Raw genomic sequence first — 26,548 nt, forward strand, 5'->3', positions numbered from 1 at the left:
TCCATGGGGTTCAGCGGCTTTCGTCCCCCACCACAACCGCATGATCGGCGGGGTGGGTACGGGCGGTCGGGTCGGCCTCGACGGCGGCCAGGCGGGCCGGGGTCAGGTCGTAGGGGCGCAGGGCGAGGACCGCCAGGCCCACCAGGAGGGCGGGGAGGACGGTGAAGCCGATCAGGATGCCCAGCCGGGCGGTGTCGGACTGGCTTGCCGCCGTGCCGGTGTCGGAGGAGACGTAGCCGCTGAGCTGGAGCACCAGGCCGAAGATGCCCGGCCCGAGGGCCAGCCCGAAGGTCTCCCCGGCCGTCCAGAGCCCGGTGAAGACGCCGGCCTGCCGCCGGCCGGTGCGCGCCGTGTCGTACGCGATGCAGTCCGGGAGCATGGCGAGGGCGAACACCTGCTGCCCGGCGTAGCCGACGCCGATCAGCGCGACCAGCAGGTAGACCGCGGGCGGGGGCAGCACCGGGGCGGCGACCAGGGCCAGCGCGCCCACCGCGAAGATCAGCGAGGCGGCGACCAGGGCGGCGAGCTTGCCGACCCGCGCCCCGACCCGGGTCCAGAGCGGCATCACCAGCAGCGCGGGCCCGACGAAGCAGGCGAACAGGACGGTCGGCCCGCCCTTGGGATCGCGCAGGATCTGGTCCGCGAAGTAGTTGACCCCGGCGAGGACGGTGGCCACCCCGGCGGACTGCACCACGAAGCAGACCAGCAGCGCCCGGAACGGTCGGTTGCGGGCGGCGACGGCGAGCTGGGCGCGCAGCGTCGGCTCGCTCTCCCCCACCGTGCCGCCGGGCGCGGAGCGGGTGCCGAGGAACGCGCCGAGCGCGCCGAGCACGATCAGAGCGGCGACGAAGAGCCCCATCCAGCGGTGCCCGGGGACGCCTCCCCCGCCGGCGTCGCGCACCAGCGGGGCCACCGCGCCGGAGACCAGGATGGCCAGCGCCAGCACCGCGATCCGCCAGCTCATCAGCCGGGTACGTTCGGCGTAGTCGCCGGTCAGCTCCGCCGGCATCGCCACGTACGGCACCTGGAAGAAGGCGAACGCGGTGGCGGTGGCGAGGAAGGCCACCGCCACGTACGCCCCGGCGGCCGGCCCGGCGCCGAACGGCGCGGCGAAGATGGCGGCGAAGAGCACGCCGAGGGCGAGCCCGGCGCCCAGCAGGTACGGCCGGCGGGCGCCCCAGCGCGACCGGGTGCGGTCGGAGATCCGGCCGGCGACCGGGTTGACCAGCACGTCCCACGCCTTCGGCAGGAGCACCAGCAGGGCCGCCGCGCCCGCCGCGACGCCGAGGGTGTCGGTCAGGTACGGCAGCAGGAGCAGGCCGGGCACGGTGCCGAACGCGCCCGTGGCCAGCGATCCGAGCGCATAACCGGCGTGCACCCGGCGCGGCAGCACGCCAGCGACCGGAGCAGCTCCACCCGAGGGCGCGTCCATGACGCCGAATGTTACTCACGTTATGGCACGGGTCACATCCCCTCCTCGGGGGACCAGCTCGCCCTCATGTCCACCCCGTCGCCGCGCAGCGGCGTCCCCTCGGCGCGCAGCCGGTCCCGCGCCTCCCGCTCGTGGCCGGGCGGCAGGCGGCCGGCCGCGTTCACCACCCGGTGCCAGGGCACGCCCCCGCCGTGCCGGGCCATGATCGAGCCGACCAGCCGGGCCGACGCCCGCCCCGAGCGTTCGGCCAGCGCGTCGGCCACCGCCCCGTACGACATCACCCGGCCCGGCGGGATCCGCTCGACCAGCTCCAGCACCGCCTCGACGTACTCGTCAGGTCTCACGACCGGCCACGATATGAGAACGCGCCGGGGCCCGCCCGCACCGACCACGCAGAATGGGCGGGTGCGCGACATGGTCACGGCGGCCCGGCGGGTCGTCGTCAAGATCGGTTCCTCCTCGTTGACCACCGCCGCCGGCGGGCTGGACGACGGGCGGGTCGACGCGCTCGTCGGCACCCTGGGCGCGCTCGCCGCCGAGGGCCGGGAGGTCGTACTGGTCAGCTCCGGCGCGATCGCGGCCGGCCTCGCGCCGCTGGGGCTGTCCCGGCGTCCGCGCGACCTGGCCACCCAGCAGGCCGCCGCCAGCGTCGGGCAGGGCCTGCTGATCGGCCGGTACGCCGCCGCCTTCGCCCGGCACGGGCTCACCGTCGGGCAGGTCCTGCTCACCGTCGACGACGTGACCCGGCGGGCGCACTACCGCAACGCGTACCGCACCCTGCGCAAGCTGCTCGACCTGCGGGCGGTGCCGATCGTCAACGAGAACGACACGGTCGCCACCGAGGAGATCCGGTTCGGCGACAACGACCGGCTGGCCGCCCTCGTCGCCGCCCTGGTCCACGCCGACCTGCTGGTGCTCCTCTCCGACGTGGACGCCCTCTGGACCGGCGACCCCGCCAGCCCGGGCTCCAGTCGGATCAGCGAGGTGCTCGACGAGCGGGACCTGACCGGGATCGACATCGGCGGCGCCGGCCGGGCCGGCGTGGGCACCGGCGGCATGGTGACGAAGGTGGAGGCGGCCCGGATCGCGACCGGATTCGGCATCCCGGTGGTGCTGACCGCCGCGCCGCTGGCCGCCCCGGTGCTGGCCGGCGAGCCCGTCGGCACCCTGTTCCACCCGAGCCGCCGCCGCCCGACGGCCCGGCTCTTCTGGCTGGCCCACGCCACCACCCCCCGGGGGCGGCTGCATCTCGACCCGGGCGCGGTCGCGGCGGTGGTGGGCCGACGCAAGTCGCTGCTGCCCGCCGGGATCACGGCCGTGGACGGGGCGTTCACCGCCGGCGACCCGGTCGACCTGGTGGACGTCGAGGGCGCGCCGGTCGCCCGGGGACTGGTCAACTACGACGCGGTCGAGCTGCCCGGGCTGCTCGGCCGGTCCACCACGGAACTCGCCGCGGCGCTCGGCCCGGCGTACGAACGGGAGGTCGTCCACCGCGACGACCTCGTACTGCTGTGAGGAGTGCGGCGATGAGCGTGAGCGAACAGGCCCGACGGGCGCGTACGGCGGCGGAGGCGCTGGCCGTCGCCACGCGTACGGCCAAGGACGCCGCGCTGGTGGCGATGGCCGACGCGCTGGTGGCGCGTACGCCGGAGATCCTGGCCGCGAACGCGACGGACCTGGCGGACGGGCGCGAGGCCGGGCTGAGCGAGGCCGTGCTGGACCGGCTGGCCCTCGACGCGGGGCGGGTGGCCGGCATCGCCGACGCGCTGCGGCAGATGGCCGCGCTGCCGGACCCGGTGGGCGAGGTGGTCCGGGGCTCGACCCTGCCCAACGGGCTGGAACTGCGCCAGATCCGGGTGCCGTTCGGCGTGGTGGGCATCATCTACGAGGCCCGGCCGAACGTGACGGTCGACGCCACCGGCATCTGCCTGAAGTCCGGCAACGCGGCGCTGCTGCGCGGCTCCTCGTCGGCGGCCAACTCCAACGCGGCCCTGGTCGCCGTGCTGCGGGACGCGGTGGGCGACGCGGGCCTGCCGGCGGACGCGGTGCAACTGCTCGACGCCACCAGCCGCGACTCGGTCAAGGAGCTGATGCGCGCCCGGGGCCTGGTCGACGTGCTGATCCCGCGCGGCGGCGCGTCCCTGATCCGCACGGTGGTGGAGGAGTCCACCGTGCCGGTGATCGAGACCGGGGTGGGCAACTGCCACGTCTACGTCGACGCCGCCGCCGACCTGTCGAAGGCCGTCGCCATCGCGCTCAACGCGAAGACCCAGCGGCTCTCCACCTGCAACACCGCCGAGTCGCTGCTCGTGCACGCGGCGGTCGCCGACGCCTTCCTGCCGCCGGTGCTGGCCGCCTTCGCCGAGGCCGGCGTCACCGTGCACGGCGACGACCGGGTCGCCGCCCACTCGGCCGCGGTGCGACCCGCCACCGACGAGGACTTCGCCACCGAGTACCTCTCGGCCGACATCTCGGTGGCCGTCGTCGACTCGCTCGACGCGGCGGTCGCGCACATCCGGCGGTACGGCACCGGGCACACCGAGGCGATCGTCACCGACTCGACCACCGCCGCCCGGGATTTCGTCGCCCGGGTGGACGCGGCGGCCGTGATGGTCAACGCCTCGACCCGGTTCACCGACGGGGGCGAGTTCGGCTTCGGCGCCGAGATCGGCATCTCCACGCAGAAGCTGCACGCCCGCGGCCCGATGGGCCTGCCCGAGCTGACCTCCACCAAGTACGTGGTGACCGGGAACGGCCACCTGCGCGGCTGACCCTCCCCCGACGCTCGCATGTGCCCGGACGGCCGGAGGCGTCACCGCCGGGCGGCGGGGCCACCGCCGGATTGCGGGTGACCGCTAGTCTGGGTCGGGTTCGGCACGGCTTGTCTTGGGGAGGCGGCATGCTGGGCGAGAGTGCCCTGGAACAGCAACTGGCGCAGGCGCGGGCCGCGCTGCGCGAGGTGGGTGGCGCCGCCGCACCCCGGGAGCGTTCGGAGTCGGTGGCCGAGGCCGCCGACGGCCGGATCCGGGTCACGCTCGGCACCGACGGCCGGGTCAGCGCCGTCGACATCGACCCGCGGGTGCTCCGGGAGGGCTCGGAATACCTCGCCGCCGAGCTGCGCCAGGCGGTCAACGCCGCGCTCGACGGCCAGGACGACGGGGTCGCCGCCAGCGAACCGATGCCCGACCTCGCCGCGATGACCGCCACGATCGAACGCCTCCAGGACCAGGGCCTGCGGCAGATGCGGGAGATCAGCCAGGCCGTCAGCGAGACAATGCGGAAACTGCACGGGAGCTGAGCGTGGAGAGCCTCGACGTCGACATCGACGCGCTGGGTCGCGGCGCGGACGAGCTGGAGCAGGCCAAGGAGTCCGTCCGCCAGGTCTTCGAGGGCTTCCAGGCGGCGGTCGGCGGCTACGCCGCGGCCTTCGGCGGCGACGACATCGGGTCGCTGCTGGGCGTCGCCCACCAGGCGTGCGTGGACGCGCTGGCCGAGTGCCTCGGCACCAACATCACCGAGCTGGAGAGCTACGTCGACGGCCTGCGCGGGATGGCCGACGGCTACCGCGCCGCCGAGGAGAACGTGGCCGCGTCCTTCCGCTCGATCCTCGGCTCGCTGGGCGGTTGAGCCGCCCGGCCTACGAAAGGAGTCGCGGTGGGTCTGACGCTCCCGGGTGAGCTCGCCTCCCTGCTCTCGATGCTCGGCTACGAGTGGCCCCAGTCGGACGAGACGGCGATCTTCCAGCTCGCCGGGGAGTGGACCGGCATGGCCGGCCAGATCTCCGGCTCGGTCGCGCAGCTGGAGTCGGCGGCGCGCACGGTGCTCGACAACAACCGGGGCGAGAGCTTCACCGCCTTCGCCGGCGAGTGGAACGACAAGGAGTCGGCCGCCCGCAACGTCGCCGACGTCGCCCGCCCGGCCACCGTCATCGGCGTCGGGCTGATGGTCGCGGCGGGCGTGGTGCTGGCCCTGAAGATCCAGGTGATCGTCCAACTGGCCCTGCTGGCGATCCAGATCGCGCAGGCCATCGTGACGGCGGCGGTCACCTTCGGGGCGTCCCTCCTCCAGATCCCGATCTTCAAGATGATCACCGGTCTCATCATCGACCAGCTCATCGGCATGGCCGTCGAGACGGTGCTCAATGGCTAGGAAGCGGACCAGCCCGCCCCGGCAGACGCAGGCCAAGGGCGCCCGCGTCGTCTCGGCCTACCTGGAGAACGCCGACGTCTTCCGCACCGCCAAGTCGGCCGGCACGAAGCCGAAGGGCCCGGCGGTGCTGGTGCTGAAGAACCGGCCGGACTTCGACAGGCGGGACTTCGACCGCAAGGCCCGCGACCTGCAACGGCTCGGCCAGGACGGGGCGCTGAAGAAGGCGCCGTCGGACCGGGACAGCAACAAGGTCTACGACCCCGCCACGGGCAAGCGACGCACCCGCACCAACGTCTACCGGGACCGGATGATCCGCAGCCTGACCAAGGACGGCCGCCTCACCCAGGACATGGGCACCCCGGAGACGAACAAGTACCTGGCCAACAAGAACGTGGTGGAGCGCCTCTACGCGGGCAAGGGGCCGATCACCGCCCGGGGCCAGGGTTACGACCCCGACCACATCCAGGAGCTGCAACTGGACGGAACGGACACGTACGATAACCTCAGGCCGATGGACGCCTGGACGAATCGCCAGCTCGGCAGCGACATCTCCGTCGCGCTGCGGGACGTTCCCGAGGGCACCCCGGTCATCGTGAAGGTGATCCCGTGACCGGCCCGCAGGACCCGGCGCGCCTCGACCGCATCCGGGAGAAGCTCGCGCTGCTGCGGCGCCTGGAGGCCGAGCACGGCTTCGGCGTGGTCATCGGCGAGCCGACCCCGCTGGAACCGATCCCCGACCTGCCCGGCGTGGCCGAGGTCTACGCGCTCTTCGGCCGGCTGGCCGGCGACAACTTCCGGTTCGAGACGCCCGAGGAGATCCGCAGCCCCGCAGCCTGGGCGGCCCGCACGGTGGACGAGGACGACCCGATGGGCAGCCCGCTCGCGGTCGGCCACGAGGTGCACAGCATCCCGCCCCGGCTGCGCGGCGAGATCGGGGCGGGGGCGCCGATCCGCCTCGACACCGAGGATCTCGACGTCTACTGGATGGAGCCGGACGACTACGTCTTCCAGTACGAGCACCCCGACGAGGACGTGGAGTTCACCGTCGTCGCGCCCGACGTGGCCACGTTCTTCGACGAGCACGTGCTCGGTCCCGCCTATCCGGAGCTGGTGGCCGTCGTCCTCGGGCCCGGCGTCCGGGACCAGCGGCTCCGCAAGGGCCCGCACGCCGGTGAGTACGCCGACAACTGGCGGCGCCTGCTGATCGCCGCCGACCTGTCGTCCTGACGCCGCTGCGCACCCGGCGTCCCGGCGCCGCCACCCGCGACGCCCGCACACCGTCCACACCCGAGACGCGAAGGACCAACGATGGCCGCTGACCCCCGGTTCCGCTCACTGTGGAACGAGGACGAGCTCATCCCGTACCCGCGCGAGGCGTGGCTGGAGGGGGGATTCGACCCCGACATGCTGCCCGCCGGCGACGAGATCCCGCTCGACGTGGCGGTCGTCTACACCGCGTTCCTCGAAGGCGACATCGAGCTGTTCGACACGATCCAGCTCAGCACCGAGGACGGCTCGCTGGACATCCGGCTGATCGTGGTGGGCGCGGTCGCCGACAACCCCGACCTGCTCTACGTGCTCGACCCGAGGACCGGCGAGATCCTCCAGTTCGACCTGGAGCAGCAGGACGTCCAGGCCGTCAACAGCAACTTCCGCACCTTCGTCGAGTTCCTCTACCAGTTCGCGCTCTTCGTGGAGGCCGACGAGGGCAAGCCGGGCCGGGCCGAGCGGGCGGAGACGCTGCGCACCGTCCTGGAGAGCATCGACCGCGCCGCGTTCGCCCCGGACGCCTGGTGGCCGCTGGTGATCAGCCAGCTCAAGTGAGGCCGGCCGGTCCGGTGCCCGGCTGACGGGGAGTGCGCTCCGGGCGTCCGCGCCGGCGACGCCGACGTGCGCCACCCCCGGGCCGGCGACGCCGAGGTGCGCCAGCCGCGGCGACCGCCCGACGGCGACGGCCGACGGATCGAGGCTCAGCGGCAGGCCCGGATCGCGCTCAGCGTGGTGTGCACGTCGAACTGGTGCCCGTCGTCGCTGGACCATCCGCCGTCGCTGCGCTGGGTCTCGGCCAGCCGCCGCCGCGCCCGCCCCAGCAGCCAGTCCTGCCCGTCGATGCCGACGCGGCGCAGCGTCGCGGCCAACCAGGCCACGTCGCCGGGAGACATCTCCGGCACCCGTTCCGCGAGGATCACCTGGATCCGCGCCGCCTCGTGGAACATCTCCTGCCGGTGCAGGACCGCCGCGCTGAGCCAGCCGCCGGGCAGGAAGGACGGCCAGCCGCCGTCCGGGCGCAGCCGGGCGACGAGCGACTGCGCGGCGGCGTGCACGACGCCCGCGTACGCGCCGCCGACACGGTGGTCGAGCGGTCCGGCCGCCCGCGCGTCCAGGCCGGCGACGGTCAGCCAGAACCCGGCGTTCGCGGTCAGGTGGAACCCCGCCTCGGGGTCGCCCGGCCGGGCCCACTCGGGGGCGACGTCGGCCAGCGCCGGGTCCTCCTCCCAGCCGCCGTCGGGCAGCTGACGGGCGGCCAGCCAGTCCAGCGCCCGGCGGGCGGCCGGACGGCCGAGCGCACCGAGATCGTCCAGCTCGGACAGGCGGAAACAGGTGGCGTCCACCGAGGAGACAGCGCCGTCCAGCGTCGGCGGCCAACCGCCGTCAAGCGCCTGGCCGACCTCGGCGTCGTCGAGCAGTTCGGGAGGTGGCGGCGCGCCGGTGCGCAGCCGGGACAGACGGGCGCGGTCCACCGCGTCCCCGTGTGCCACGACGAACCCGACCGCCGCATCGATGTCGACCACGGCGGCAACGCTACCTGCGCAAACGTGATCGCGCCTCGGCGAATCGGCCGAGGTCGCGGGGGTCGGGACGGCCCGCCGCGACCTCGGCCGACGGCGCGGTCAGTACGCCGGCAGCGACGGGTCGATCTGCTTGATCCAGGAGAGCACGCCGCCCTGCACGTGCACCGCGTCGCGGAAGCCGGCCGCCTTGAGCGCGGCGAGCGCCTCCGCCGAGCGGACCCCGGACTTGCAGTGCAGCACGATCTGCCGGTCCTGCGGCAGCTTGGCGAGCGCCTCGCCCGAGATGATCTCGCCCTTGGGGATCAGCGTCGCGCCGGGGATCCGGACGATCTCGTACTCGGCCGGCTCGCGGACGTCGACGAGGAAGATGTCCTTCCCGGCGTCCTGCCACTCCTTGAGCTCAAGCGCGGTGATGGTCGCGTCGACCACCGCCTCCTGGGCCTCCACCGACACCGCGCCGCAGAAGTCCTCGTAGTCCTCCAGCAGGTCGGTGACCGTGGGGTTCTCGCCGCAGAGCACGCAGTTCGGGTCCTTGCGGACCTTGATCTTGCGGTACTCCATCTCCAGGGCGTCGTAGACCATCAGCCGGCCGACCAGCGGCTCCCCGATGCCGGCGAGCAGCTTGATCGCCTCGTTGACCTGGATGGAGCCGATCGACGCGCAGAGCACGCCGAGCACGCCGCCCTCGGCGCAGGAGGGGACCATGCCGGGCGGCGGGGGCTCCGGGTAGAGGCAGCGGTAGCAGGGGCCGTGCTCGGCCCAGAACACCGACGCCTGGCCGTCGAAGCGGTAGATCGACCCCCAGACGTACGGCTTGCCGAGCAGCACCGCCGCGTCGTTGACCATGTAGCGGGTGGCGAAGTTGTCGGTGCCGTCGACGATCAGGTCGTAGCGGGAGAAGATGTCGCGGACGTTCTCGCGGTCCAGCGCGGTGTTGTGGATCTCCACGTTGACCAGCGGGTTGATCTCGCGGATCGAGGACGCGGCCGACTCGGCCTTGGAGCGGCCGACGTCGGAGACGCCGTGGATGATCTGGCGCTGGAGGTTGGACTCGTCGACGGTGTCGAAGTCGATGATGCCGAGCGTGCCGACCCCGGCGGCGGCGAGGTACATCAGGGCCGGCGAGCCGAGGCCGCCGGCACCGACACAGAGCACCCGGGCGTTCTTCAGCCGCTTCTGCCCCTCGACCCCGACGTCCGGGATGATCAGGTGGCGCGAGTAGCGGCGGATCTCGTCAACGGTCAGCTCGGCGGCGGGCTCGACGAGCGGGGGCAACGACACGGTGGACTCCCCGGGATCGGCTGAAGGCGAACCGAGCCATTGTCACTCGCACCGAGCTCGGTCGGCCATGAGGAGCGACACGTCGCCCGAACTGCGGGAAGGGGAATAACTCAGGTGCCGGGAACGACCTCGCCGTCGTAGCGCGAGCCGTCGACGTACGGCCAGGCGTTGGCGGCGCAGCCGTCCAGCCCGTACGTCTGCTGCTGCATCACCGGGGCCGGCTCGCCGGGGCCCGGGCAGGCCTGGTGCACCTCGCCCAGCTCGTGGCCCACCTCGTGGTTGACCACGTAGGCGCGGTAGATCTCCAGCGGCGCCCCGTAGTCGGGGACCGCCTCCAGCCAGCGCGCCAGGTTGATGATCACCTGGCCCGGGAGTTGGCAGGAGGTGTAGCCCTCGGTGCTCAGCCCGCCCTCGGCGCACATCCGCTCCGAGGTGCCCGGTGTGGCGAGGTAGACGGTGAAGTCGGCGTCGGCCGCCTCCGCCACCCGCCGCAGCCGCAGCTCCTCCGAGGCGATCCAGCTGCGGGGATCGCCCAGCACCTCGTCCACGGTGGCGGCGAAGGCGGCGACGTCCTGGCCGGTGCCCTGCTCCACGGCCACCCGGTAGTACCGGACCGGCCCGTCGGTGCCCCGCACCGGGGAGTCGCCGGGCGCGGCGGTGAAGTCGCCCGTACCCGTGCGGGGGTAGGCGGGCGGCCGTGCGGGCTTGTCCGCCCCCGCCGCGTACGACGTCCGGTTCCCGTCGCCCGAGGTCGGCACGGTCGCGCGGTCGCCGGTCCGGGTCAGCGTCACGGCGGCGGTCGCCGCGAGCAGCAGGGTCACGCCGAGCCCCACCACCCGCCGGTCCCGGAGCGGGGCCGGCGGACGCCACCACCGCGCCGGCACGGGTGACGACGGCCGGATCGGCGTCGGGCGGCGTGCCGGGCCAGGCGGGTCGGAAGGGGACGACGACGTCATGCGTCGAGCGTCCCACGCTAATCGGTCATTACGCGCGATAAACGCGAATCCTGCTCATCCCCCCGGGGTTGCTTCGGGCCGTTCCTCCCGGCCCGCGCCCGGCACCCGATCGCCGCCGGTCAGAGCCGTGGGCCCGCGTACCGGCGACCGTCGCGGTACGGCCACGGGTTCGCCACGCAGCCGTTGAGGAAGAGCGTCTGCTGCATCATCACCGGCGCCACCCGGCCCCTGCCGGGGCAGCGCTCGTGCCGGTGGCCCAACTGGTGCCCGACCTCGTGGTTCACCACGTACGTCCGGTAGACCGAGAGCGGCACCTTCGCGCTGACGTAGTGCGGCACCGAGAGCCGCCAGCGGTCCAGGTTGATGATCACCTTCCCGGGCGCCCGGCACGACGTGTAGGGCCGCCCGCCCACCCGGATGTCCACCCCTCCGGCGGCACACAACCGGCCCGCCGTCTTCGCCGTGGCGAGGTAGACCGTGAAGTCGTGCCGGGAGGCGGCGCGTACCTGCTGCAACCGCAGCCCGCCGTCGACCCAGCTCCCCGGCCCGGCGAGCGCCCGCTCGACGGCGGCGGCGAACTCGCCCGCGTCCTCGCCGGCGCCCGACTCCACGGCGACCCGGTAGCGGCGCAGCGTGCCAGCGTCACCCAGCACCGGGCCGACCCGGTCGTCGTAGCCGAAGCTGCCCCGGCCCGCCGACGGCACCGGCCCGGGCAGCCGGAGCACGGCCGGCGGAGGCTCGACGGCCGAGGGCGACGCGGCGGGCGACGACGGCAGCGGCGAGGCCGCCCCCGGCGCGAGCATCGGCGCGGGAGGTAACTGCTCGGCGGTGAGCGTCTCCGCGCCGACGTCGGCGCCCCGCCGGTCGGCGATCACCGCCACCGCCGCGCCGACCGCGAGCACCAGCGCGACCAGCTCCACGAGACGGCGCCGACGCGCCGGACGGCGGTGCCGCGGGCGGGTCAGGTCCACGCCGCCGTCCCGTGGCGGCGCCCCGGCGGGGGCACGGCGGCGGCCCTCGGCGGGGGCGGGGGCACGGCGGGACGGGGTGGGGTGACGGGCGGGGGACATCCCGGTCAGCCTGCCATGTCGGACCGCCGGGCGGTGTCCCCCGTTTCGGTGAGCAGGCCCAGCACGGCCCGGGCCACCAGGCGCGGCACCTCCAGTTGCGCCACGTGGCCGACCCCGTCGAGCATCAGCAGCCGGCTGTCCGGGACGACGCGGGCCGTCTGCGGGGCCACCCGCACGTCCACCAGCCGGTCGGCCCGCCCGCCGACGACCAGGGTGGGCGCCTCGACCGTCGCGGCGAGCCGCCACAGCGACCCCGACCCCGGCAGGTACGACCGCAGGAAGCTGGAGACCAGTCCCCGGAACGTCCGGACGTACGCGGCGGCGTAGTGCGCGGCCTCGTGCCGCACCCGGATCTCCTCCAGCGCCTCCTGACGGCGCTGGTCGCAGATCCGGCTGAGGTCGGCGACGCAGGACTCCATCACCTGCTGGGCCATCACCTCGGGCGCGATCTGGGCCAGCCGCCAGGCGGCGAGGCGCTCGCCCCGGGGGATCGCCAGCAGCGGCAGCATCCGGCCCTGCAACGAGCGCCGGAAGTCCAGGAACGGCAGCGCCGGCGAGATCAGGGTCAGGCTCCGGACCAGGTCCGGCCGCGTCCCCGCCACCTGCACCGAGATGGCCCCGCCCAGCGAGTTGCCGAACAGGTGCACCGGCCCCCGGCCGGAGTGTTCGATCCAGCGGATCACCCGGTCGGCGAAGGCCGGCACGGTGTACCGGCGACCCGGCTCGCTGCGGCCGAACCCCGGCAGGTCGATGGCCTGCCCGTCGAGGTGGTCGGCGAGCAGGTACGCCAGGTCGGTCCAGTTCTGCGACGAACCACCGAGCCCGTGCACGTAGAGCGCCGGCTCCGCGTCGGGCGCGGTGGCCGGCGTGTCCCGGACGTACGTCACCGTGCCGTCGAGGCGTACCTCCCGCCCCGGCCAGGGCGGTGGGACGGAGTGCTCGGGAAGGAGGTGGTCCGGCCGGAGGGTGGCGCGCTTCATGACTCCAGTCTGCCCGGGGCCGCAACGACCGGCAGCGCTCAGGCCAGCAGCGCCTCGAGCCGGCGGTTGACCGCGGCCAGGGTGGCCCGGACGACCGCCTGCCGGGGGTCACCGGCGACCAGTGCGGAGCCGACGAGCTGCTCCACCCAGCCGTCGCAGACCAGCAGCACCACGACCGTGGCCACGTCGCAGTTGCCGAAGGGCACCACGGCGGCGTGCTCGACGAAGCAGCGCCCACGGTCGGGGCCGGCGTCGGGGCCGGGCTCGCCGCCGCGCAGCAGCTCGTCCACCGCCGCCGCCGCGGCCACCGCGCAGAGCCGCAGCACGTACCCGTCGACGGCCGGCCCGGTCGAGTAGCCGGCGGCGCTCTCCCCACCGGCGAGCAGGCGTACCTCCACGGTGGCGTCGAGCCCGAAGGTGCTCACCTGGACGTGGTCGATCACCACCCGGGGGCCCACCGCGCCGCCGGTGTCCAGCGGCCGGGACGGCGCGGTCTCCGTCGTCGTCACCTGCCCACCCGAGTACGACGTGCCGACGGTCGCCGGGGCACCGGCCGGAGTTCCGGCCGGGGCGGCGGAGACCGAGCCGGGCTCCTCCACCGTGGCCCGGCCCCGGTGCGGGGCGACGGGTTGCCGGCGCCGGCGCGGGGTCTCGGGCGTCGCCTCGGGACGCTGTTCGGCGCGGGTCGCGGCGGCCTCCGACGGGCTGCCGGGCGCCCTGCCGCCGGGCACCCGGGGCTCGGCGGAGGACGGCTCGGCGGGGCGTGCCGCGACGCCCGCCGACCGGGAGTCGGCGCCGCGCGGCTCCGCCGAGCGACGGCGCACCGGCGGGGCGGGTGCGGCCGGCATGCCGGGCAGGTTCTGCGGCGCGGCGGCCAGCCCCATCCGGTCCTGGAGCAGGCGGGCGACCTGCCGACTCACCTCGGCCGGGTCGGCCCCGTCGGCGAGGTCGAGCCGCAGGCTGTGCGCGCCTGCCGGGGTACGGCGCAGCGCCGCGTCGCGGACGCCGGCCACGCCGCGGACGGCGTCGAGGATGGCGTTGACGTCGAAGCCCTCCGGGCGCTCCCGCAGCGGGGCGGGCTCGTCGTCGCGGCGCAGATGGGTGGCGATGCGGGCGAGTTCGGGGGTCTCGGCGGGTGGCTCCACGGCTGGCGGCTCCGGCACGACGGGCACGTCCGGCTCGGCGGGGACGCGCTGCGGCAACACCGCCGATGCGGGGTCCGGCGCCTGGTCGACGGCGGCCGGCTGGGCCGTCGGTGCCGGTTCGGGGGCGGACCGGCGGGCCGCGTACGGGGGTGCGCTCGCCGGGGCGGGCGCGGGCGGGGTGGCCTCACGCCGCCCGAATCCGCTGGTGGCGGCCTCGGCGACGGGCCCGGCGGCGGTCTGCGCAACGCCCGGGGACCTCGGGGCCGGCTCCGCGCTCTCCGGCCGGAGCCGGAACGGGCGGGTGACCCCCCGGTCCGGGGTGTCCTCGGCGCGGGGCGCCGCGGCGGCGCTTTCCGGGGCGTACGCGAGCGGGGGCGCGCCCGCCGGCGCGGGGACCGACCCGCCCGACGCCCAGGCCGGTCGCTCGGTCGGGGTCGACGGTTCGGCCTCGGGTCCCGTGGGCCGGTCGACAGGGGCGGGCGGTCGCTCGTACGCCGGCCGGTGCACCGGCGCGGTCTGGGCGACGTCGTAGGGGCGGCCGGGCTCGCGGGGCGGATCGTAGGGGCGGGGAGCCTCGCCGCGCGACGGCTCGTGCGGTCGCTGCGGCTCACCGGCCCAGGCCGGCGGCTGTTCCTCGCGGGATCGGCGGCCGACGGGCTCCGGCTCCTCGCGGGACCGGCGACCGACCGGCTCCGGCTCCTCGCGGGACCGGCGACCGACCGGCTCCGGCTCCTCGCGGGAGCGACGACCGGCCGGCTCGGCCTCATCCCGGGACCAGGGCGGCGCCCACGCGGCACCCCAGCTCGGGCGGTTCCAGTTCGGGCCGGTCCAGTCCGGTTCGGTGCTCGGCGGCCACTCGGCGGCCGACTGTCGCGAACCGCCCGGTTCGGAGCGCGACGACGGTTCCCGGTCGCCGCCCGGAACGTGCTGCGCACCGGCCGCCGGCTCGGCGACCGGGGACCGGTCGGCACCCGGCTCCGCGCCGAAGCCACGCCCGCCCCGCTCGTGCCCGGTGGCACCCGCCGTGCGGTCCTGGTCGAACCCGCCGGCCGTGCGGTCCTGGCCGGCGGCGCCCGGCGTCCGCTCGGCGCGGGGCCCGCCCGGGGCGCGGTCCTGGCCGAACTCCCCCGCCGCGTCGTGCGTGCCGGCGGCGACCGGGTCGGCGCCCCGGTCCTCGCGGAAGGCGCGGTCCGCGCCCAGCGCGCGGTCGACGCCGGCGACCCGGTCGCCGGCGGTCGCGCGGTCGACGGTGGCGGGCGCCGCATCGACCGGGCGCTCGGCGGGCGGGCGCTCGGCGGGCGGCGGGAAGTGGCGCGGGTCGGAGGCCGACGGCTCCGGCGCGTAGTGGTCGCTCCAGCCGCGCGCCGGGCCGGCGGCCGACGGGGGCTCGTCGGCCGCGGCACGGTCGACCGTCGGCGCGTGGAAGCCGGGCGGCACCTCGAAGCCGCTGGCGGCGGTGCCCACCGGCGGGACCTGGACGGCGGGGGGCGCCGACGTCGGCAGGCCCGGCTCCGACCAGCGGTTCTGCCGGCCGGCCGACGGGTCCTCGGAGGATCGCCGGGCCGGGCCGGACTCGGGGTCGGTGAACCCGTGCTGCGTCCGGGGCGGCTGCTCGGCCGTCGGCGCCGGGCGCTGAGCGGGCACCACCAGCCGGTCGTTGCCCGGGTCGCGGCGCTGTTCGCCGAGGATGCCGGGCGGGGCGCTCACCGGGGCCTGGCGGTTGACTGGCGCGTCGTCGGCGGCATGGTCGACGCCGTTGGCGTGGTGGCCGTTGACCCGGGCCGGCGGCTCGGCCCCGGCCGGCGGGCCGGGCAGCGGTGGCGGCAGGTCGCCGTGCCGCGGCGACGAGGCGGCCCAGCCGGGGGTCGGCTCGGGCGGACCCCACGGCGAGGCCGGCTCGCGAGGGCTGGAGATGTCCCCGCCCCGGGACCAACTGGCCGCCGGGGGCGCCCACCCGCTGCCGGAACGGGCCAGGTCGTCCTGCGGACCCGTCCCGTCGCCGTGCTCTCCCGGGGTGGCGGCACCGGGTTGCCCTGTTTCACTCACCGCGCGCTCCTTGGTCGCCCCCGCTGAGGCTACCGTGTGGTGACAGTGGCGATAAGTTACAGCGGCGGGCCAATTCCGCGACGGGTCCCCGGGCCCCGACCGGTTCGGGTGAATTGCCGGCTCGTACGAAGAGACTCGGAGGTTCCCATGACCGCTGTGGGGAACGGTGCCCAGACCGCCGGCCGGCCCACCCGCCTGCCCCGCTCCGCGCGCCGCAAGCAGCTGCTCGCCGCGGCCCAGGAGGTGTTCGTCGCCCAGGGCTACCACGCGGCCGCGATGGACGACATCGCCGAGCGGGCGGGAGTCTCCAAGCCCGTGCTCTACCAGCACTTCCCCGGCAAGATGGAGCTCTACCTCGCCCTGTTGGACACGCACTGTGACGCGATCCTCGCGAAGGTCGACGACGCCATGCGCGGCACCAACGACAACAAGGAGCGGGTCGGCGCGTCGGTGCGCGCCTACTTCGACTTCGTCGACCACGAGAGCGAGGCGTTCCGCCTCGTCTTCGAGTCGGACCTGCGCAACGACCCGGCGGTGCGCCAGCGCGTCGAGCGGGTGGAGCAGGGCTGCATCGCGGCGATCACCGACACCATCATCTCCGACACGGGGATCAGCCGGGCCCACGCCGAGCTGCTCGCCTCCGGCCTGGTCGGCGCGGCCGAGACCGCCGCGCAGTTCTGGCTGGCTCGTGGCCGGCAGCTGCCCAAGGCCGAGGCGGAGGCACTGGTCGCGGCGCTCTCCTGGCGGGGCATCGCCAGCTTCCCGCTGCAAGGTGAGTCAGCCTGAACATCCGGCCGCGAGATCGGATAGCCTTCCCATCGGCGGCTCTTTCGCCCGAATGAGGAGGCACAGTGGAGGTCAAGATCGGCGTGCAGTACGCGCCCCGCGAGCTGGTCCTGGAGAGCGCGCAGTCGCCGGCCGAGATCGAGCAGATCGTGACCGACGCCTTCGGCAAGGACGAGGGCACCCTCTCCCTGACCGACGAGAAGGGCCGGCGGGTGATCGTGCCGGTCAACAAGGTCGCCTACGTCGAGATCGCCGAGGCGTCGCCGCGCGCGGTCGGGTTCACCGTCCGCTGAGTGGTCCGGTCGGCCGCGACGGGTGGCCCGACGATCGCCCGTCGCGGACGCCGGCCGCGGTCAGTTGTTCAGCCCGGCGGCGGCCATCCGCGTGGCGTGCGCCGCGGTCAGCCGCCCGAACAGCCCCGGCACGTCCACCCGGCCGCTCTGTGCCACGAGCGCGGTGAGCGCCCCCCGCTCGGCGGCGGCCACCCGGCCGGCCTGTGACAGCGCCTCGCCGACCAGTCGCCGCGCCCACATCGAGAGCCGGCCGGCCACCCTCGGGTCGGCCTCGACGGCCGCCCGGATCTCGGCGACGGCGAAGTCGGCGTACGACGAGTCGTGCAGCACGTCGAGGACGAGCTGACGGTCCGGCTCGGCCAGGGCCGCGGCGATCTCCCGGAGGAAGTCGTCGGTGATGGCGTCGCCCACGTACGCCTTCGTCACCGCCTCCGCCCAGTCCCTCGGCTCGGTCGAGTCGTGGTACGCCTGGAGCGGCTCGACGTACGGCGCCATGGCGTCGTCGGGAAGCACGCCGAGCGCGGCGAGCCGGTCGGCGAGCCGCCGGTAGTTGCCGATCTCGGCGGCGGCCATCTCGCCCAGCGCCGCCCGCCGGCGCAGGTCGGGGGCGAGTCGGGCGTCGACGGCCATCCGTTCGAAGGCGAGCAGCTCACCGAAGGCCACCAGGCCGAGCAGGTCGACGACGGCATGGTCGGGCAGATCGGTCGCGGACACGAGCGCAGGCTACCGCCCGTCGGCAACCGGGCCAGAAGTGACACAGGTCACCTGGGTGACCCCCGGCGTGGCGCGCGCGCATGGAATCAGGACGCCTCCGGGTCGGTTCAGGTAGCATGGAGCAGTTGCCACGGGCGCCGACCTGACCCAGGCTGATCCGAGCGATCAGCCGGCCCGGTCGAAGTGTGAGGCCCGCGGCGCGCGTGCGGCCCGGTCCGGCGAGGCATTCAGCCGCCGACCGTGTGGCCCGCGCCACACCGAACGCGCCCTGAGGACATGACGGGGCGCACCCACGAGAGGGCACCCCCAAATCCATATGAGCGAGCTGACTCAAGACCTCATGGACGGCCAGGAACTGGCCGCCACCGCTCCGGTGCGCCCGGAGGCACCCACCTTCGCCGAGCTGGGCGCGCGTCAGGAGACCGTCGACGCGCTGGCCGCGGCCGGCATCACCCGCGCCTTCGCCATCCAGGAGTACGCGATCCCGATCGCGCTGCGCGGCGTCGACATGATCGGCCAGGCGCCCACCGGCACCGGCAAGACGCTCGGCTTCGGCGTACCGCTGCTGGAGCGGGTGTTCGCGCCGGGCGAGGGCAGCGACGGCGTGCCGCAGGCCCTGGTCGTCGTACCCACCCGTGAGCTGGGCATCCAGGTGGCCAAGGACCTCGCCGCCGCGGGCCGGACCCGGGGCGTCCGGGTGCTGCCGATCTACGGTGGCGTGGCGTACGAGCCGCAGATCGACGCGCTACGCAAGGGCGTGGAGATCCTGGTCGGCACCCCCGGCCGCCTGATGGACCTGCAGAAGCAGAAGCACCTGCGGCTGGACCGGATCCGCGCGCTGGTGCTGGACGAGGCCGACCGGATGCTCGACCTGGGCTTCCTCGACGACGTCGAGAAGATCCTGGCGATGCTGCCGGAGGACCGGCAGACCATGCTCTTCTCGGCGACCATGCCGGATCCGATCGTCACCCTGTCCCGGCGCTTCCTGCGCCAGCCGATGACGATCCACGCCGGGCACACCGCCGAGACCGGGCCGTCGCCGCAGACCGAGCAGCTGGTCTACCGCACCCACTCGATGAACAAGGTCGAGATCGTGGCCCGCATCCTCCAGGCGGAGGGGCGCGGACTGACCATGATCTTCACCCGCACCAAGCGGGCCGCCGACCGGGTCGCCGAGGACCTCGACTTCCGGGGTTTCGCGGTCGCCGCCGTGCACGGTGACCTCGGGCAGGGCGCGCGCGAGCGGGCGCTGCGGGCGTTCCGGGCCGGCAAGATCGACATTCTGGTCGCCACCGACGTGGCGGCGCGTGGCCTCGACGTCAGCGGCGTCACCCACGTCATCAACTACGACTGCCCCGAGGACCAGGACACCTACACCCACCGGATCGGTCGTACCGGCCGGGCCGGCGCGACGGGCGTCGCGGTGACCTTCGTCGACTGGGACGACATGCCCCGCTGGCGGATCATCGACAAGACGCTGGGTCTGGAGATGCCGGAGCCGGCGGAGACGTACCACACGTCCCCGCACCTCTACACCGACCTGCACATCCCCACCGACGTCAGCGGCACCCTGCCGACCGCCGAACGCACCCGCGCCGGGCTGTCGGCCGAGGTCGAGGAGGACCTCGGCGGCGGACGGTCCCGTCGGGGCGAGGGCGGCCGGGGTTCCCGCCGTGGCGAGCGCAGCGAGCGTGGCGAGCGTGGCGAGCGTGGCGAGGGCCGTGGTCGCGGCGAGCGCCGCGCGGGCCGCGCCGGCGGTGCGACCGACGCGCCGGTGACCGACGCGCCGGCCGACGCCGCCGAGGAGGGCTCCCGCGTCCCGCGTCGCCGTCGGCGTCGCCGCGCCGGAGAGACCGTCGCGGGCGAGTCGACCACGGTGATCGCCGCCGAGGCCACCGACGCCCCGGCCGCCGCCGAGGGCGAGGGCCCGAAGCCCCGCCGCCGCCGGCGCCGTCGTGGGGGTGGCTCCGCCGCCGGTACGCCGGCCGAGGCGACCGCCGACTGACCGCCGTACGTCACCCGAGATCCCCCGGACCGGTGCACCCGGTGCCGGGGGATCTCCTCGTCCGGGCCGTGCCCCGCCGGGCGGACGCGACACCACACCGGCAGGCCTGCGTCGGACACCGCCGCCGGACCGCGTGCCGGAGAGAACGCCGGTCGACCAGGAAGATGGAGCAATGCCCGAACCGCTGGACGCCGCCCTGACCGAGGTCCGGGCACTGCTGCTCGACCCGGCGCTCACCCGTGCGGTGGCCGCCGGACGCCGACGTGGACACCGCCCCTCGATGGTCCGCGCCGAACTGCGGCCGGTCGTGCTCAAGGCGGGCCCCCGGTTGCAGATCTCCACCTCCGACGGCTCCCGCCCGTACACCCGCAACGTGGCCCCCGGCCCGGAGGCGGACGCGGCGGTGGACGCGCTGCTGGCCGAGCCGTTCGGCAACTGGCACGTGGAGACGGCCGACGCGACGCTCCAGCTGCGGGTCACCAAGTCCGGCGAGGCGCAGGTGCACCGGGCCGCCGCCGTCCGGCCCGCCGCCGAGCCGGGCGGGCACGACCGGGCGAAGGAGTACCTGCTCGACCCCGGCGACCCGATCTTCGCCGAGATCGGCGGCTCGGCCGCGAAGCGCCGCCAGGTCGACGCGTTCCTGCGGGCGCTGGCGGCCACCCTCCCGGATGACCTGACCGGCCCGCTGCGGGTGGTCGACCTGGGCTGCGGCAACGCGTACCTGACCTTCGCCGCGTACCGGTGGCTGGCACAGCGGGGCGTCGACGTCGAGTTGGTCGGTGTGGACGTCCGGGAGGACCAGCGGCGACGCAACACCGAGCTGGCCGAGCGGCTGGGCTGGGCCGACCGGGTCAGGTTCGTGGCCGGCACGATCGCCGACGCCGTCGTGGAACCCGCCCCCGACCTGGTGCTGGCCCTGCACGCCTGCGACACCGCCACCGACGAGGCGCTGGCCCGGGCGGTGCGCTGGCGGGCCCGCTGGGTGCTCGCCGCGCCGTGCTGCCACCACGACGTCGCGGCCCAGCTGCGTGCCCGGCCGGCCCCGGCCCCGTACGAGCTGCTGACCCGGCAGGGCATCCTCCGGGAGCGCTTCGCGGACGTCCTCACCGACGCGCTGCGGGCCGGGCTGCTCCGGCTGCACGGCTACCGGGCCGAGGTGGTGGAGTTCGTCGACTCCCGGCACACCCCCCGCAACCTGCTCATCCGGGCACGACGCACCGGCACCGCGCCGACCGCCGCCCAGCGGACGGAATACCGGGAACTGGTCGAGCAGTGGGCGGTCACCCCACGGCTGGAGGCGCTGCTGCCGCCGGCGCCCGCGCCGAACACCGCCCCCGACGCCCCGGCGCCCGACGACGTCGCGGCCGCCCGCTGACCGGACGTCGCCCGGGCCGCCTGCCCGCCTGAGCGGCGGCCCTCGGGTGTGATCCGCGCCATTCCGGGGGCGGAACATCCCATACACGAGCCGGTCTGGTCGGTCAGTCAATTGTTTCCCTACCTTTCCGTACTACCCTCAAGGGCGCACCGCCGGGTGCCGGCCGGGAGGGAAGACCCGCAGGGATGGGTTCCGTAGAGGTTTCGCCGCAGATGGCCTTCGCACGTTTCGTGCGGCGCGCCATCGACGACGCCCGCGAGGAACGCGGCTGGACCGTCACCGACCTGGCGTCCCACACGGGCGTCGGTCGGTCGACCGTGTTCCGTTGGCTCGCCGGGGACTGGCAGGACTACCCCGAACTGGCGAAGGTGCGCGGCTTCTGCGCAGCACTGGACCTGCCGGTCGCGGCGGCGTTCCGCGCGCTCGGCCTGCCCGACGCCGGTCCCGCGCCCCGCCGGCGCGTCGACGACGGCCCGGTCGAGGCGGACGTCCGGGTGATCCTGCAACGGTTGGCCGACCCCACCGTGCCCGCCGAGGAGAAGCACCACATCCGCGACCTGCTGCGCTACCTGGCCCGCCGCCCGATCCGCCGCGCCGGCTGAGCGGCCCACCGGCGCGAACGCGGCCCACCCGATCCACCGTGCCGCCCGATCCACCGTGCCGCCGTGCCGCTGTGCCGCCGTGCCGCCGCCAGGCTCCCTCCCCGGCTTCCCCCCTGGTGATCAGGACGCCATGGACGCTACCCGGCGCTCTTGACGTCCACGGTGTCCTGATCACCTTCGGCTGATGCGGCCTCGGGCCGGCATCCGGCGAGGTCAGGGCACGGTGAGCGTGAACTCGGCGGTCCGCACCACGCCTGCGACCTGGAAGTCCAGGTAGAGCCGGTACCGGCCCGGGTCGGGCGCGGTCACCCAGAACGTCACCGCGCCGTCGACGGGCTGCGGTTCGGGGTGGACGTGCAGGTAGCCGAGATCCCCCTCGCGCAGGGCGACCAGGTGCCCGTACGCGCCGAGGTAGCGCTCCAGCGCCGGGCGTCCGCCGGCCGAGTCGACGCGGAAGGCCAGCGGCACGGTCACGCCGGCCTGCGGGGTGCCCTGGTAGCTGACGGTGAACCCGTCGACCGTGGCGGAGGACGCCGGTGCCGGCAGCGGCCTCGGCTGGTAGCCGCCCGGCGCGGTCAGGTCGACCCCGAGGGTCACCGCGGTCTGCCGGCCGTCGTCGGCGAGCGCGGTGAAGTCGGCGTACGCCCGCCAGACCCCCGGCTGCGGCAGGGTCAGCGGCACCGACCAGGTGCCGTCTGCCGCCATCGTCGGGTGCAGGTGCTGGTAGCCGGTCAGGTCGCGACGCACCACGATCAGGTGCATCGGCTTGTCGTGCACGACCGCGAACCGGGTCACCGGGCGGCGTTGCGCGTCCCGCACCAGGAAGCGCAGCTCGCCCGGGCGGCCGGCGGTGAACGCGGCGGCCACGGGGGTGAGCGTGTAGCCCGCCGAGCTGATCGAGAGGCCGGCGGCCTGCGCCGCCGCGGCCTGGTCGACGCCGTGCTCGTGGGCGCCCGTGCCGGGCGCGTGGCTGTGACCGGTGAGGGCGCTGTCCGCTCCCACCGCCGCGGACGGGCCGCCGCCTTCGAGGCGACCGAGGCCGAAGCCGAGCAGGACGGCGAGCACCAACCCGCCGACGACCAACGCCAGCCGGACGGTGCTGCGATCCGGCACGGCCGACACGTACTCCGCCTCGGCGGGCGCCTGCTCCAACGAGGCCGGCGCAGCGCCCGACGCGACCGGCGCAGGGCTCGACGCGACCGGCGCCTGGTCCGGCGCGGTCGGCACGCGCTCCGGCGCGGTCGATGCGTGGTCCGGCGCGGCCGACACCCGGTCAGGCACCGCCGCCGTCCCGGTCGCGAACGGGCTGCTCATCGGTCATGCCGCCCACGCTACCGCCCGTGGCCACCGCGCCGGCCCGCCGGTGGCGCGGCGTGGCGACGGTCGCAGTCCGCCCCCGCCGGGAACTTTCCCTGCCGGTCCGGCCACGACGTCGCCGCCGCTCGGGCCTCTCCGCGGCGGCATCGGCGGCCGGGCACGGCCGACGGAGACGGCTGTCAGCCGGCCACGGCCAGCGCGAGCGGGAGCACGTCGGGGGCGCCGGCCCGGCGCAGCTCCCGGGCGACCATCGTCATCGTCCAGCCCGAGTCGACCAGGTCGTCGACGAGGAGCACCGGCCCGTCGAGCCCGGCGAGGGCGTCGGCCAGCTCGTCCGGCACGGCGAAGGCGCCGTGCAGGGCGCGTACCCGCTGGGCGCTGTTGCCGCGCGGGCCGCCGGCCGGCGCGCCCGTCGGCGTCACCTGGCCGAGCAGCGGCAACCGGCCCACGGCGGCGATCCGCTCGGCGAGCGAGCCGACCAGCCGGGGCCGGCCGCGCGAGCCGACCGCGACCACACCGACCGGGCGGCGCGGCCACCGCTCGTCGCCGTGCGCCCACGCCTTGAGCACCTCGACCACGGCGGCGGCCACGTCGTCGGGGACGACGGCGTCGGCCGCCTCCGGCCCGACCAGGTCGCGCAGCCGGCCGCCCCACCCCAGGTCGGACAGCCGCCCCACCGCGCGCCCCGGCAGCGCCTGCTCCGCCGGGGCGATCCGCCCCTTCAGCGGTACGCCCACCGCCTCCAGCCCGGTCGGCCAGAGCTTCTTCGGCGTGATCTCCACCCCCGGCCGGCCGAGGAAGGTCTGTGCGGCGGTCAGCGCCACGTCCGACACGTCGGCTGTGAACAACGGGCCGGCGCAACGGTCGCACCGGCCGCAGTCGGCGGCCCCGGCGTCGTCCAGGCACTCACGCAGGTAGCGCAGCCGGCAGTCGGGGGTCCTCGCGTACTCCCGCATGGCCTGCTGCTCGGCGGTGCGCGCCTCGGCGACGCGGCGCAGCCGGGCCTCGTCGTAGACCCAGGGTTCCCCGGTGGCGAGCCAGCCGCCGCGCACCCGGCGGACCGCGCCGTCGACGTCGAGCACCTTGAGCATCAGCTCCAGCCGGGCCCGGCGCAGGTCGACGATCGGTTCGAGCGCCTGGGTGGAGAGCGGGCGGTCGGTACGCAGGGCGGCCAGGACGGCGCGGACCTGCTCCTCCGGCGGGAAGGCGAGCGAGGCGAAGTAGCGCCAGATGGCGGCGTCCTCGGTGCCGGGCAGCAGCAGCACCTCGGCGTGCGCGACGGCCCGGCCCGCGCGGCCGACCTGCTGGTAGTACGCGATCGGCGACGGCGGCGCGCCGAGGTGCACCACGAAGCCGAGGTCGGGCTTGTCGAAGCCCATGCCCAGCGCGCTCGTGGCCACCAGCGCCTTGATCTTGTTGTCCAGCAGGTCCTGCTCGGCGGCCCGCCGGTCGGCGTCCTCGGCCTGCCCCGTGTAGGAGGCGACGGCGTAGCCCCGGGAACGCAGGAACTCCGCGGTCTCGCCCGCCGCGGCGACCGTCAGCGTGTAGATGATGCCCGAGCCGGGGAGCCGGTCCAGGTGGTCGGCGAGCCACGCCAGCCGGTACGCCGGGCTCGGCAACTCGACCACGCCGAGGCGCAGCGACTCCCGGTCCAGGCTGCCGCGCAGCACGAGGGCGTCGCCCAGCTGCTCCGCCACGTCGGCGGTGACCCGGGCGTTGGCGGTGGCCGTGGTGGCCAGCACCGGGGTGCGCTCGGGCAGGTTGCCCAGGAAGGTACGCAGCCGCCGGTAGTCCGGCCGGAAGTCGTGCCCCCAGTCGGAGACGCAGTGCGCCTCGTCGACCACCAGCAGGCCCGTGGTGGCCGCCAGCTTCGGCAGCACGGTGTCCCGGAAGTCCGGATTGTTGAGCCGCTCCGGGCTGATCAGCAGCACGTCCACGGCGCCGGCGTGGATCTCGGCGGTGATCTCGTCCCACTCGTCGAGGTTGGCGGAGTTGATGGTGCGGGCCCGGATGCCGGCCCGGGCCGCGGACTCGACCTGGTTGCGCATGAGCGCCAGCAGCGGCGAGACGATCACGGTGGGCCCGGCGACGCCGTCGCCGGGCAGCGCCCGCTCGCGCGCCGGCGCGGAGACACCGCCCCGGCCTCCCTCGGGCGGCGGGCCACCGCCCTGGTCGCGCTCGCGCAGCAGGGCGGTGGCCACGAAGTAGACCGCCGACTTGCCCCACCCGGTGCGCTGCACGCAGAGGACCCGACGGCGGTCGACCACCAGCGCCTCGATCGCCCGCCACTGGTCCTCCCGGAGCCGGGCGTGCTCGCCGGCCAACCGCCGCAGCACCGCCTCGGCCCGCTCCCGTACCGCCGTCCGATCCTGACTCATCCGGCATTTCTACCAGCTACGACGGACGTTCCCGCCGGCCGAGAGCGGACGGGCGGCCAGGGACGTCGCGTCCGCGCCGGTCCGCCGGCCATGGACGGCCCGCGTCCGGCGTCGGGACGGGCACCCGGCGCCCGGGGAGGGGCGACACGGCCCGGCTGTCAGAACCGGACCAACGGTGGCGATCCGCCGATCCGGGCGCACACGGCGCCCACGGCGCGGGCGGGCGGCTGACGGTGACCTCGTGCCAAGATCTGCGGCGGCGACAGTCCAACCAGGAAAGAGAACAATGCGAATGACGCAACGAACCGGCACCGCCGGACGGGTCCGGCGGGTCGCGACGGCCGCGGCCGTCCTGCTGGCCGCGACCTCCCTGCTGGCCGGATGTGGCGACGACGACACCCAGGACTCCCCGGCGGCCTCCTCGCCGGTCCCGTCGGCATCCCCGTCGGCCAACCCGAAGAGCACGCTCCTGGCCGCGGTGCCGGACGAGGAGGACCCGGCCTTCCGGTTCAGCGGCAGCGACCCGACCGGTGTCGTCACCGGCGTGGTGGACCCGGCGGGCAAGGGCATGGACCTCACCGTGACCGAGAAGGACGAGAAACTCGACTTCACGATGAAGCTGTCCTTCCGCCTGATCGAGCAGCGCTCCTGGATGAAGGTGAGCTTCGACGGCGCCGAGGAGCTCAGCAGCATGCTGAAGCTGCCGAAGAAGTGGATGGAGCTGGACCACGCGAAGCTGACCGACCCGGCCAGCGTGCCCTACTACGAGGGTGCCGACCCGGGCAACACCGGCGCGATCCTCGGGGCGGCGGGGGACACCGTGACGGACCAGGGCGGCGGGACCTACACCGGGACGGTGGACCTGACCCACGGCGAGCACGTGCGCCAGGCCATGGCGGACGCCGTGGACGTCGACGCGCTCGGCGCCGCGGCGAAGACGATCCCGTTCACGGCCGTCGTCGGGGCGGACGGGAACCTCACCTCGCTCACCCTGGAGATCCCGGCGGCCGGCAAGAACAAGGCCACGAAGTACGTCGTGAAGTACTTCGACTTCGGCAAGGCCCCGAAGGTCGTCGTGCCGACGGGCAGCCAGGCGCAGAAGGCGCCGGCGTCGGCGTACGAGCTGCTGAACGGCTGACGTACGCGGACACGGGCAGACGGGGTCGCGGTCGCACGAGGGGGCCGCGGCCCCGTCGCGTACGCGTTGGCGCTCCCGTCCACGCGCAG

General features: G+C 75.2%; 24 protein-coding genes and 1 pseudogene. 14 read left to right on the forward strand and 11 right to left on the reverse strand.

Annotation, left to right across the window (positions count from 1 at the left end; genetic code table 11):
- Window positions 1-10: 10 nt before the first annotated feature.
- Window positions 11-1,432, reverse strand: a complete 1,422-nt coding sequence (locus DER29_RS24225) for an MFS transporter (protein WP_121399920.1) — start codon at window positions 1,430-1,432, stop codon at window positions 11-13.
- Window positions 1,433-1,464: 32 nt separating this feature from the next.
- Entirely contained in the window at window positions 1,465-1,776 is a 312-nt protein-coding gene (locus tag DER29_RS24230) for an MGMT family protein (RefSeq protein WP_121399921.1), read from the reverse strand.
- 13 nt (window positions 1,777-1,789) lie between these two features.
- Between DER29_RS24230 and proB the strand changes: the two genes are divergently transcribed.
- The 8 genes from proB to DER29_RS24270 all read left to right on the forward strand — a co-directional run bounded on the left by proB (window position 1,790) and on the right by DER29_RS24270 (window position 7,405).
- Complete coding sequence (gene proB / locus DER29_RS24235) at window positions 1,790-2,947, forward strand: glutamate 5-kinase (RefSeq protein ID WP_121399922.1); 1,158 nt, start codon at window positions 1,790-1,792, stop codon at window positions 2,945-2,947.
- Window positions 2,948-2,958: 11 nt separating this feature from the next.
- Window positions 2,959-4,203 (forward strand): glutamate-5-semialdehyde dehydrogenase, encoded by a 1,245-nt coding sequence (locus tag DER29_RS24240; RefSeq protein WP_121399923.1) that lies wholly within the window; start codon window positions 2,959-2,961, stop codon window positions 4,201-4,203.
- 128 nt (window positions 4,204-4,331) lie between these two features.
- Window positions 4,332-4,730, forward strand: a complete 399-nt coding sequence (locus tag DER29_RS24245) for a YbaB/EbfC family nucleoid-associated protein (protein WP_121399924.1) — start codon at window positions 4,332-4,334, stop codon at window positions 4,728-4,730.
- Window positions 4,731-4,732: 2 nt separating this feature from the next.
- Entirely contained in the window at window positions 4,733-5,059 is a 327-nt protein-coding gene (locus DER29_RS24250; protein ID WP_121399925.1) for a WXG100 family type VII secretion target, read from the forward strand.
- A gap of 27 nt (window positions 5,060-5,086) precedes the next feature.
- A complete protein-coding gene (locus DER29_RS24255) occupies window positions 5,087-5,581 on the forward strand; it encodes a hypothetical protein (protein ID WP_121399926.1) in 495 nt (164 codons plus the stop codon).
- Window positions 5,574-6,191 carry a hypothetical protein gene (locus DER29_RS24260; RefSeq protein WP_121399927.1) on the forward strand — a complete coding sequence of 206 codons (618 nt, stop codon included), beginning with the start codon at window positions 5,574-5,576 and terminating at the stop codon, window positions 6,189-6,191. The genes DER29_RS24255 and DER29_RS24260 overlap by 8 nt, the downstream gene beginning before the upstream one ends.
- On the forward strand, window positions 6,188-6,808 hold the full coding sequence (locus tag DER29_RS24265) for a hypothetical protein (RefSeq protein ID WP_121399928.1): 621 nt from the start codon (window positions 6,188-6,190) through the stop codon (window positions 6,806-6,808). The genes DER29_RS24260 and DER29_RS24265 overlap by 4 nt, the downstream gene beginning before the upstream one ends.
- A gap of 81 nt (window positions 6,809-6,889) precedes the next feature.
- Window positions 6,890-7,405 (forward strand): SUKH-4 family immunity protein, encoded by a 516-nt coding sequence (locus tag DER29_RS24270; RefSeq protein ID WP_121399929.1) that lies wholly within the window; start codon window positions 6,890-6,892, stop codon window positions 7,403-7,405.
- Between the two features lie 146 nt (window positions 7,406-7,551).
- Here DER29_RS24270 and DER29_RS24275 read toward each other — a convergent pair whose 3' ends face one another.
- The 6 genes and pseudogenes from DER29_RS24275 to DER29_RS36115 all read right to left on the reverse strand — a co-directional run.
- Complete coding sequence (locus DER29_RS24275; RefSeq protein ID WP_121399930.1) at window positions 7,552-8,373, reverse strand: prenyltransferase/squalene oxidase repeat-containing protein; 822 nt, start codon at window positions 8,371-8,373, stop codon at window positions 7,552-7,554.
- A 99-nt stretch (window positions 8,374-8,472) separates the two neighbouring features.
- On the reverse strand, window positions 8,473-9,654 hold the full coding sequence (gene moeZ, locus DER29_RS24280; RefSeq protein ID WP_121399931.1) for an adenylyltransferase/sulfurtransferase MoeZ: 1,182 nt from the start codon (window positions 9,652-9,654) through the stop codon (window positions 8,473-8,475).
- Between the two features lie 110 nt (window positions 9,655-9,764).
- Window positions 9,765-10,490 carry a DUF3152 domain-containing protein gene (locus DER29_RS24285; RefSeq protein WP_233600118.1) on the reverse strand — a complete coding sequence of 242 codons (726 nt, stop codon included), beginning with the start codon at window positions 10,488-10,490 and terminating at the stop codon, window positions 9,765-9,767.
- 239 nt (window positions 10,491-10,729) lie between these two features.
- Complete coding sequence (locus tag DER29_RS24290) at window positions 10,730-11,680, reverse strand: DUF3152 domain-containing protein (RefSeq protein ID WP_121399933.1); 951 nt, start codon at window positions 11,678-11,680, stop codon at window positions 10,730-10,732.
- A 5-nt stretch (window positions 11,681-11,685) separates the two neighbouring features.
- Complete coding sequence (locus DER29_RS24295; RefSeq protein ID WP_121399934.1) at window positions 11,686-12,660, reverse strand: alpha/beta fold hydrolase; 975 nt, start codon at window positions 12,658-12,660, stop codon at window positions 11,686-11,688.
- 38 nt (window positions 12,661-12,698) lie between these two features.
- Window positions 12,699-14,438, reverse strand: a pseudogene (locus DER29_RS36115) (hypothetical protein); the annotation flags it as partial.
- Window positions 14,439-15,998: 1,560 nt separating this feature from the next.
- On the opposite strand from DER29_RS36115, the gene DER29_RS24305 reads away from it, so the two are divergent.
- Both DER29_RS24305 and DER29_RS24310 read left to right on the forward strand, forming a co-directional pair.
- Window positions 15,999-16,637: a TetR/AcrR family transcriptional regulator gene (locus tag DER29_RS24305; RefSeq protein ID WP_088998297.1), complete on the forward strand. Its 639-nt coding sequence runs from the start codon at window positions 15,999-16,001 to the stop codon at window positions 16,635-16,637.
- 65 nt (window positions 16,638-16,702) lie between these two features.
- Complete coding sequence (locus DER29_RS24310; protein WP_088960194.1) at window positions 16,703-16,930, forward strand: DUF3107 domain-containing protein; 228 nt, start codon at window positions 16,703-16,705, stop codon at window positions 16,928-16,930.
- 60 nt (window positions 16,931-16,990) lie between these two features.
- Here the strand turns inward: DER29_RS24310 and DER29_RS24315 are convergent, their stop codons facing one another.
- Window positions 16,991-17,644, reverse strand: coding sequence for a ferritin-like fold-containing protein (locus tag DER29_RS24315; RefSeq protein ID WP_121399935.1), 654 nt, complete (start codon window positions 17,642-17,644; stop codon window positions 16,991-16,993).
- Between the two features lie 316 nt (window positions 17,645-17,960).
- Between DER29_RS24315 and DER29_RS24320 the strand changes: the two genes are divergently transcribed.
- The 3 genes from DER29_RS24320 (at window position 17,961) to DER29_RS24330 (ending at window position 21,626) form a co-directional block, all read left to right on the forward strand.
- Complete coding sequence (locus DER29_RS24320) at window positions 17,961-19,649, forward strand: DEAD/DEAH box helicase (protein ID WP_121399936.1); 1,689 nt, start codon at window positions 17,961-17,963, stop codon at window positions 19,647-19,649.
- Window positions 19,650-19,821: 172 nt separating this feature from the next.
- On the forward strand, window positions 19,822-21,024 hold the full coding sequence (locus tag DER29_RS24325) for an SAM-dependent methyltransferase (protein ID WP_121399937.1): 1,203 nt from the start codon (window positions 19,822-19,824) through the stop codon (window positions 21,022-21,024).
- 185 nt (window positions 21,025-21,209) lie between these two features.
- Entirely contained in the window at window positions 21,210-21,626 is a 417-nt protein-coding gene (locus DER29_RS24330) for a helix-turn-helix domain-containing protein (RefSeq protein WP_091627481.1), read from the forward strand.
- 213 nt (window positions 21,627-21,839) lie between these two features.
- Here the strand turns inward: DER29_RS24330 and DER29_RS24335 are convergent, their stop codons facing one another.
- Window positions 21,840-22,940, reverse strand: a complete 1,101-nt coding sequence (locus tag DER29_RS24335) for a hypothetical protein (RefSeq protein ID WP_233600120.1) — start codon at window positions 22,938-22,940, stop codon at window positions 21,840-21,842.
- Window positions 22,941-23,122: 182 nt separating this feature from the next.
- Window positions 23,123-25,321, reverse strand: coding sequence for a RecQ family ATP-dependent DNA helicase (locus DER29_RS24340; protein ID WP_121399938.1), 2,199 nt, complete (start codon window positions 25,319-25,321; stop codon window positions 23,123-23,125).
- A 292-nt stretch (window positions 25,322-25,613) separates the two neighbouring features.
- On the opposite strand from DER29_RS24340, the gene DER29_RS24345 reads away from it, so the two are divergent.
- Window positions 25,614-26,459 (forward strand): hypothetical protein, encoded by an 846-nt coding sequence (locus DER29_RS24345; RefSeq protein WP_121399939.1) that lies wholly within the window; start codon window positions 25,614-25,616, stop codon window positions 26,457-26,459.
- Window positions 26,460-26,548 lie beyond the last annotated feature (89 nt).

It is taken from the genome of Micromonospora sp. M71_S20 (genome assembly GCF_003664255.1).
Classification (GTDB): Bacteria; Actinomycetota; Actinomycetes; order Mycobacteriales; family Micromonosporaceae; genus Micromonospora.

Bases quoted from the DNA above. Each gene is read 5' to 3' on its own strand.
- DER29_RS24225 (WP_121399920.1), bottom strand. From the start codon at position 1,432: ATGGACGCGCCCTCGGGTGGAGCTGCTCCGGTCGCTGGCGTGCTGCCG.
- proB (WP_121399922.1), top strand. From the start codon at position 1,790: ATGAGAACGCGCCGGGGCCCGCCCGCACCGACCACGCAGAATGGGCGG.
- DER29_RS24240 (WP_121399923.1), top strand. From the start codon at position 2,959: ATGAGCGTGAGCGAACAGGCCCGACGGGCGCGTACGGCGGCGGAGGCG.
- DER29_RS24245 (WP_121399924.1), top strand. From the start codon at position 4,332: ATGCTGGGCGAGAGTGCCCTGGAACAGCAACTGGCGCAGGCGCGGGCC.
- DER29_RS24260 (WP_121399927.1), top strand. From the start codon at position 5,574: ATGGCTAGGAAGCGGACCAGCCCGCCCCGGCAGACGCAGGCCAAGGGC.
- DER29_RS24270 (WP_121399929.1), top strand. From the start codon at position 6,890: ATGGCCGCTGACCCCCGGTTCCGCTCACTGTGGAACGAGGACGAGCTC.
- DER29_RS24290 (WP_121399933.1), bottom strand. From the start codon at position 11,680: ATGTCCCCCGCCCGTCACCCCACCCCGTCCCGCCGTGCCCCCGCCCCC.
- DER29_RS24295 (WP_121399934.1), bottom strand. From the start codon at position 12,660: ATGAAGCGCGCCACCCTCCGGCCGGACCACCTCCTTCCCGAGCACTCC.
- DER29_RS24305 (WP_088998297.1), top strand. From the start codon at position 15,999: ATGACCGCTGTGGGGAACGGTGCCCAGACCGCCGGCCGGCCCACCCGC.
- DER29_RS24320 (WP_121399936.1), top strand. From the start codon at position 17,961: ATGAGCGAGCTGACTCAAGACCTCATGGACGGCCAGGAACTGGCCGCC.
- DER29_RS24325 (WP_121399937.1), top strand. From the start codon at position 19,822: ATGCCCGAACCGCTGGACGCCGCCCTGACCGAGGTCCGGGCACTGCTG.
- DER29_RS24330 (WP_091627481.1), top strand. From the start codon at position 21,210: ATGGGTTCCGTAGAGGTTTCGCCGCAGATGGCCTTCGCACGTTTCGTG.
- DER29_RS24335 (WP_233600120.1), bottom strand. From the start codon at position 22,940: ATGAGCAGCCCGTTCGCGACCGGGACGGCGGCGGTGCCTGACCGGGTG.
- DER29_RS24340 (WP_121399938.1), bottom strand. From the start codon at position 25,321: ATGAGTCAGGATCGGACGGCGGTACGGGAGCGGGCCGAGGCGGTGCTG.
- DER29_RS24345 (WP_121399939.1), top strand. From the start codon at position 25,614: ATGACGCAACGAACCGGCACCGCCGGACGGGTCCGGCGGGTCGCGACG.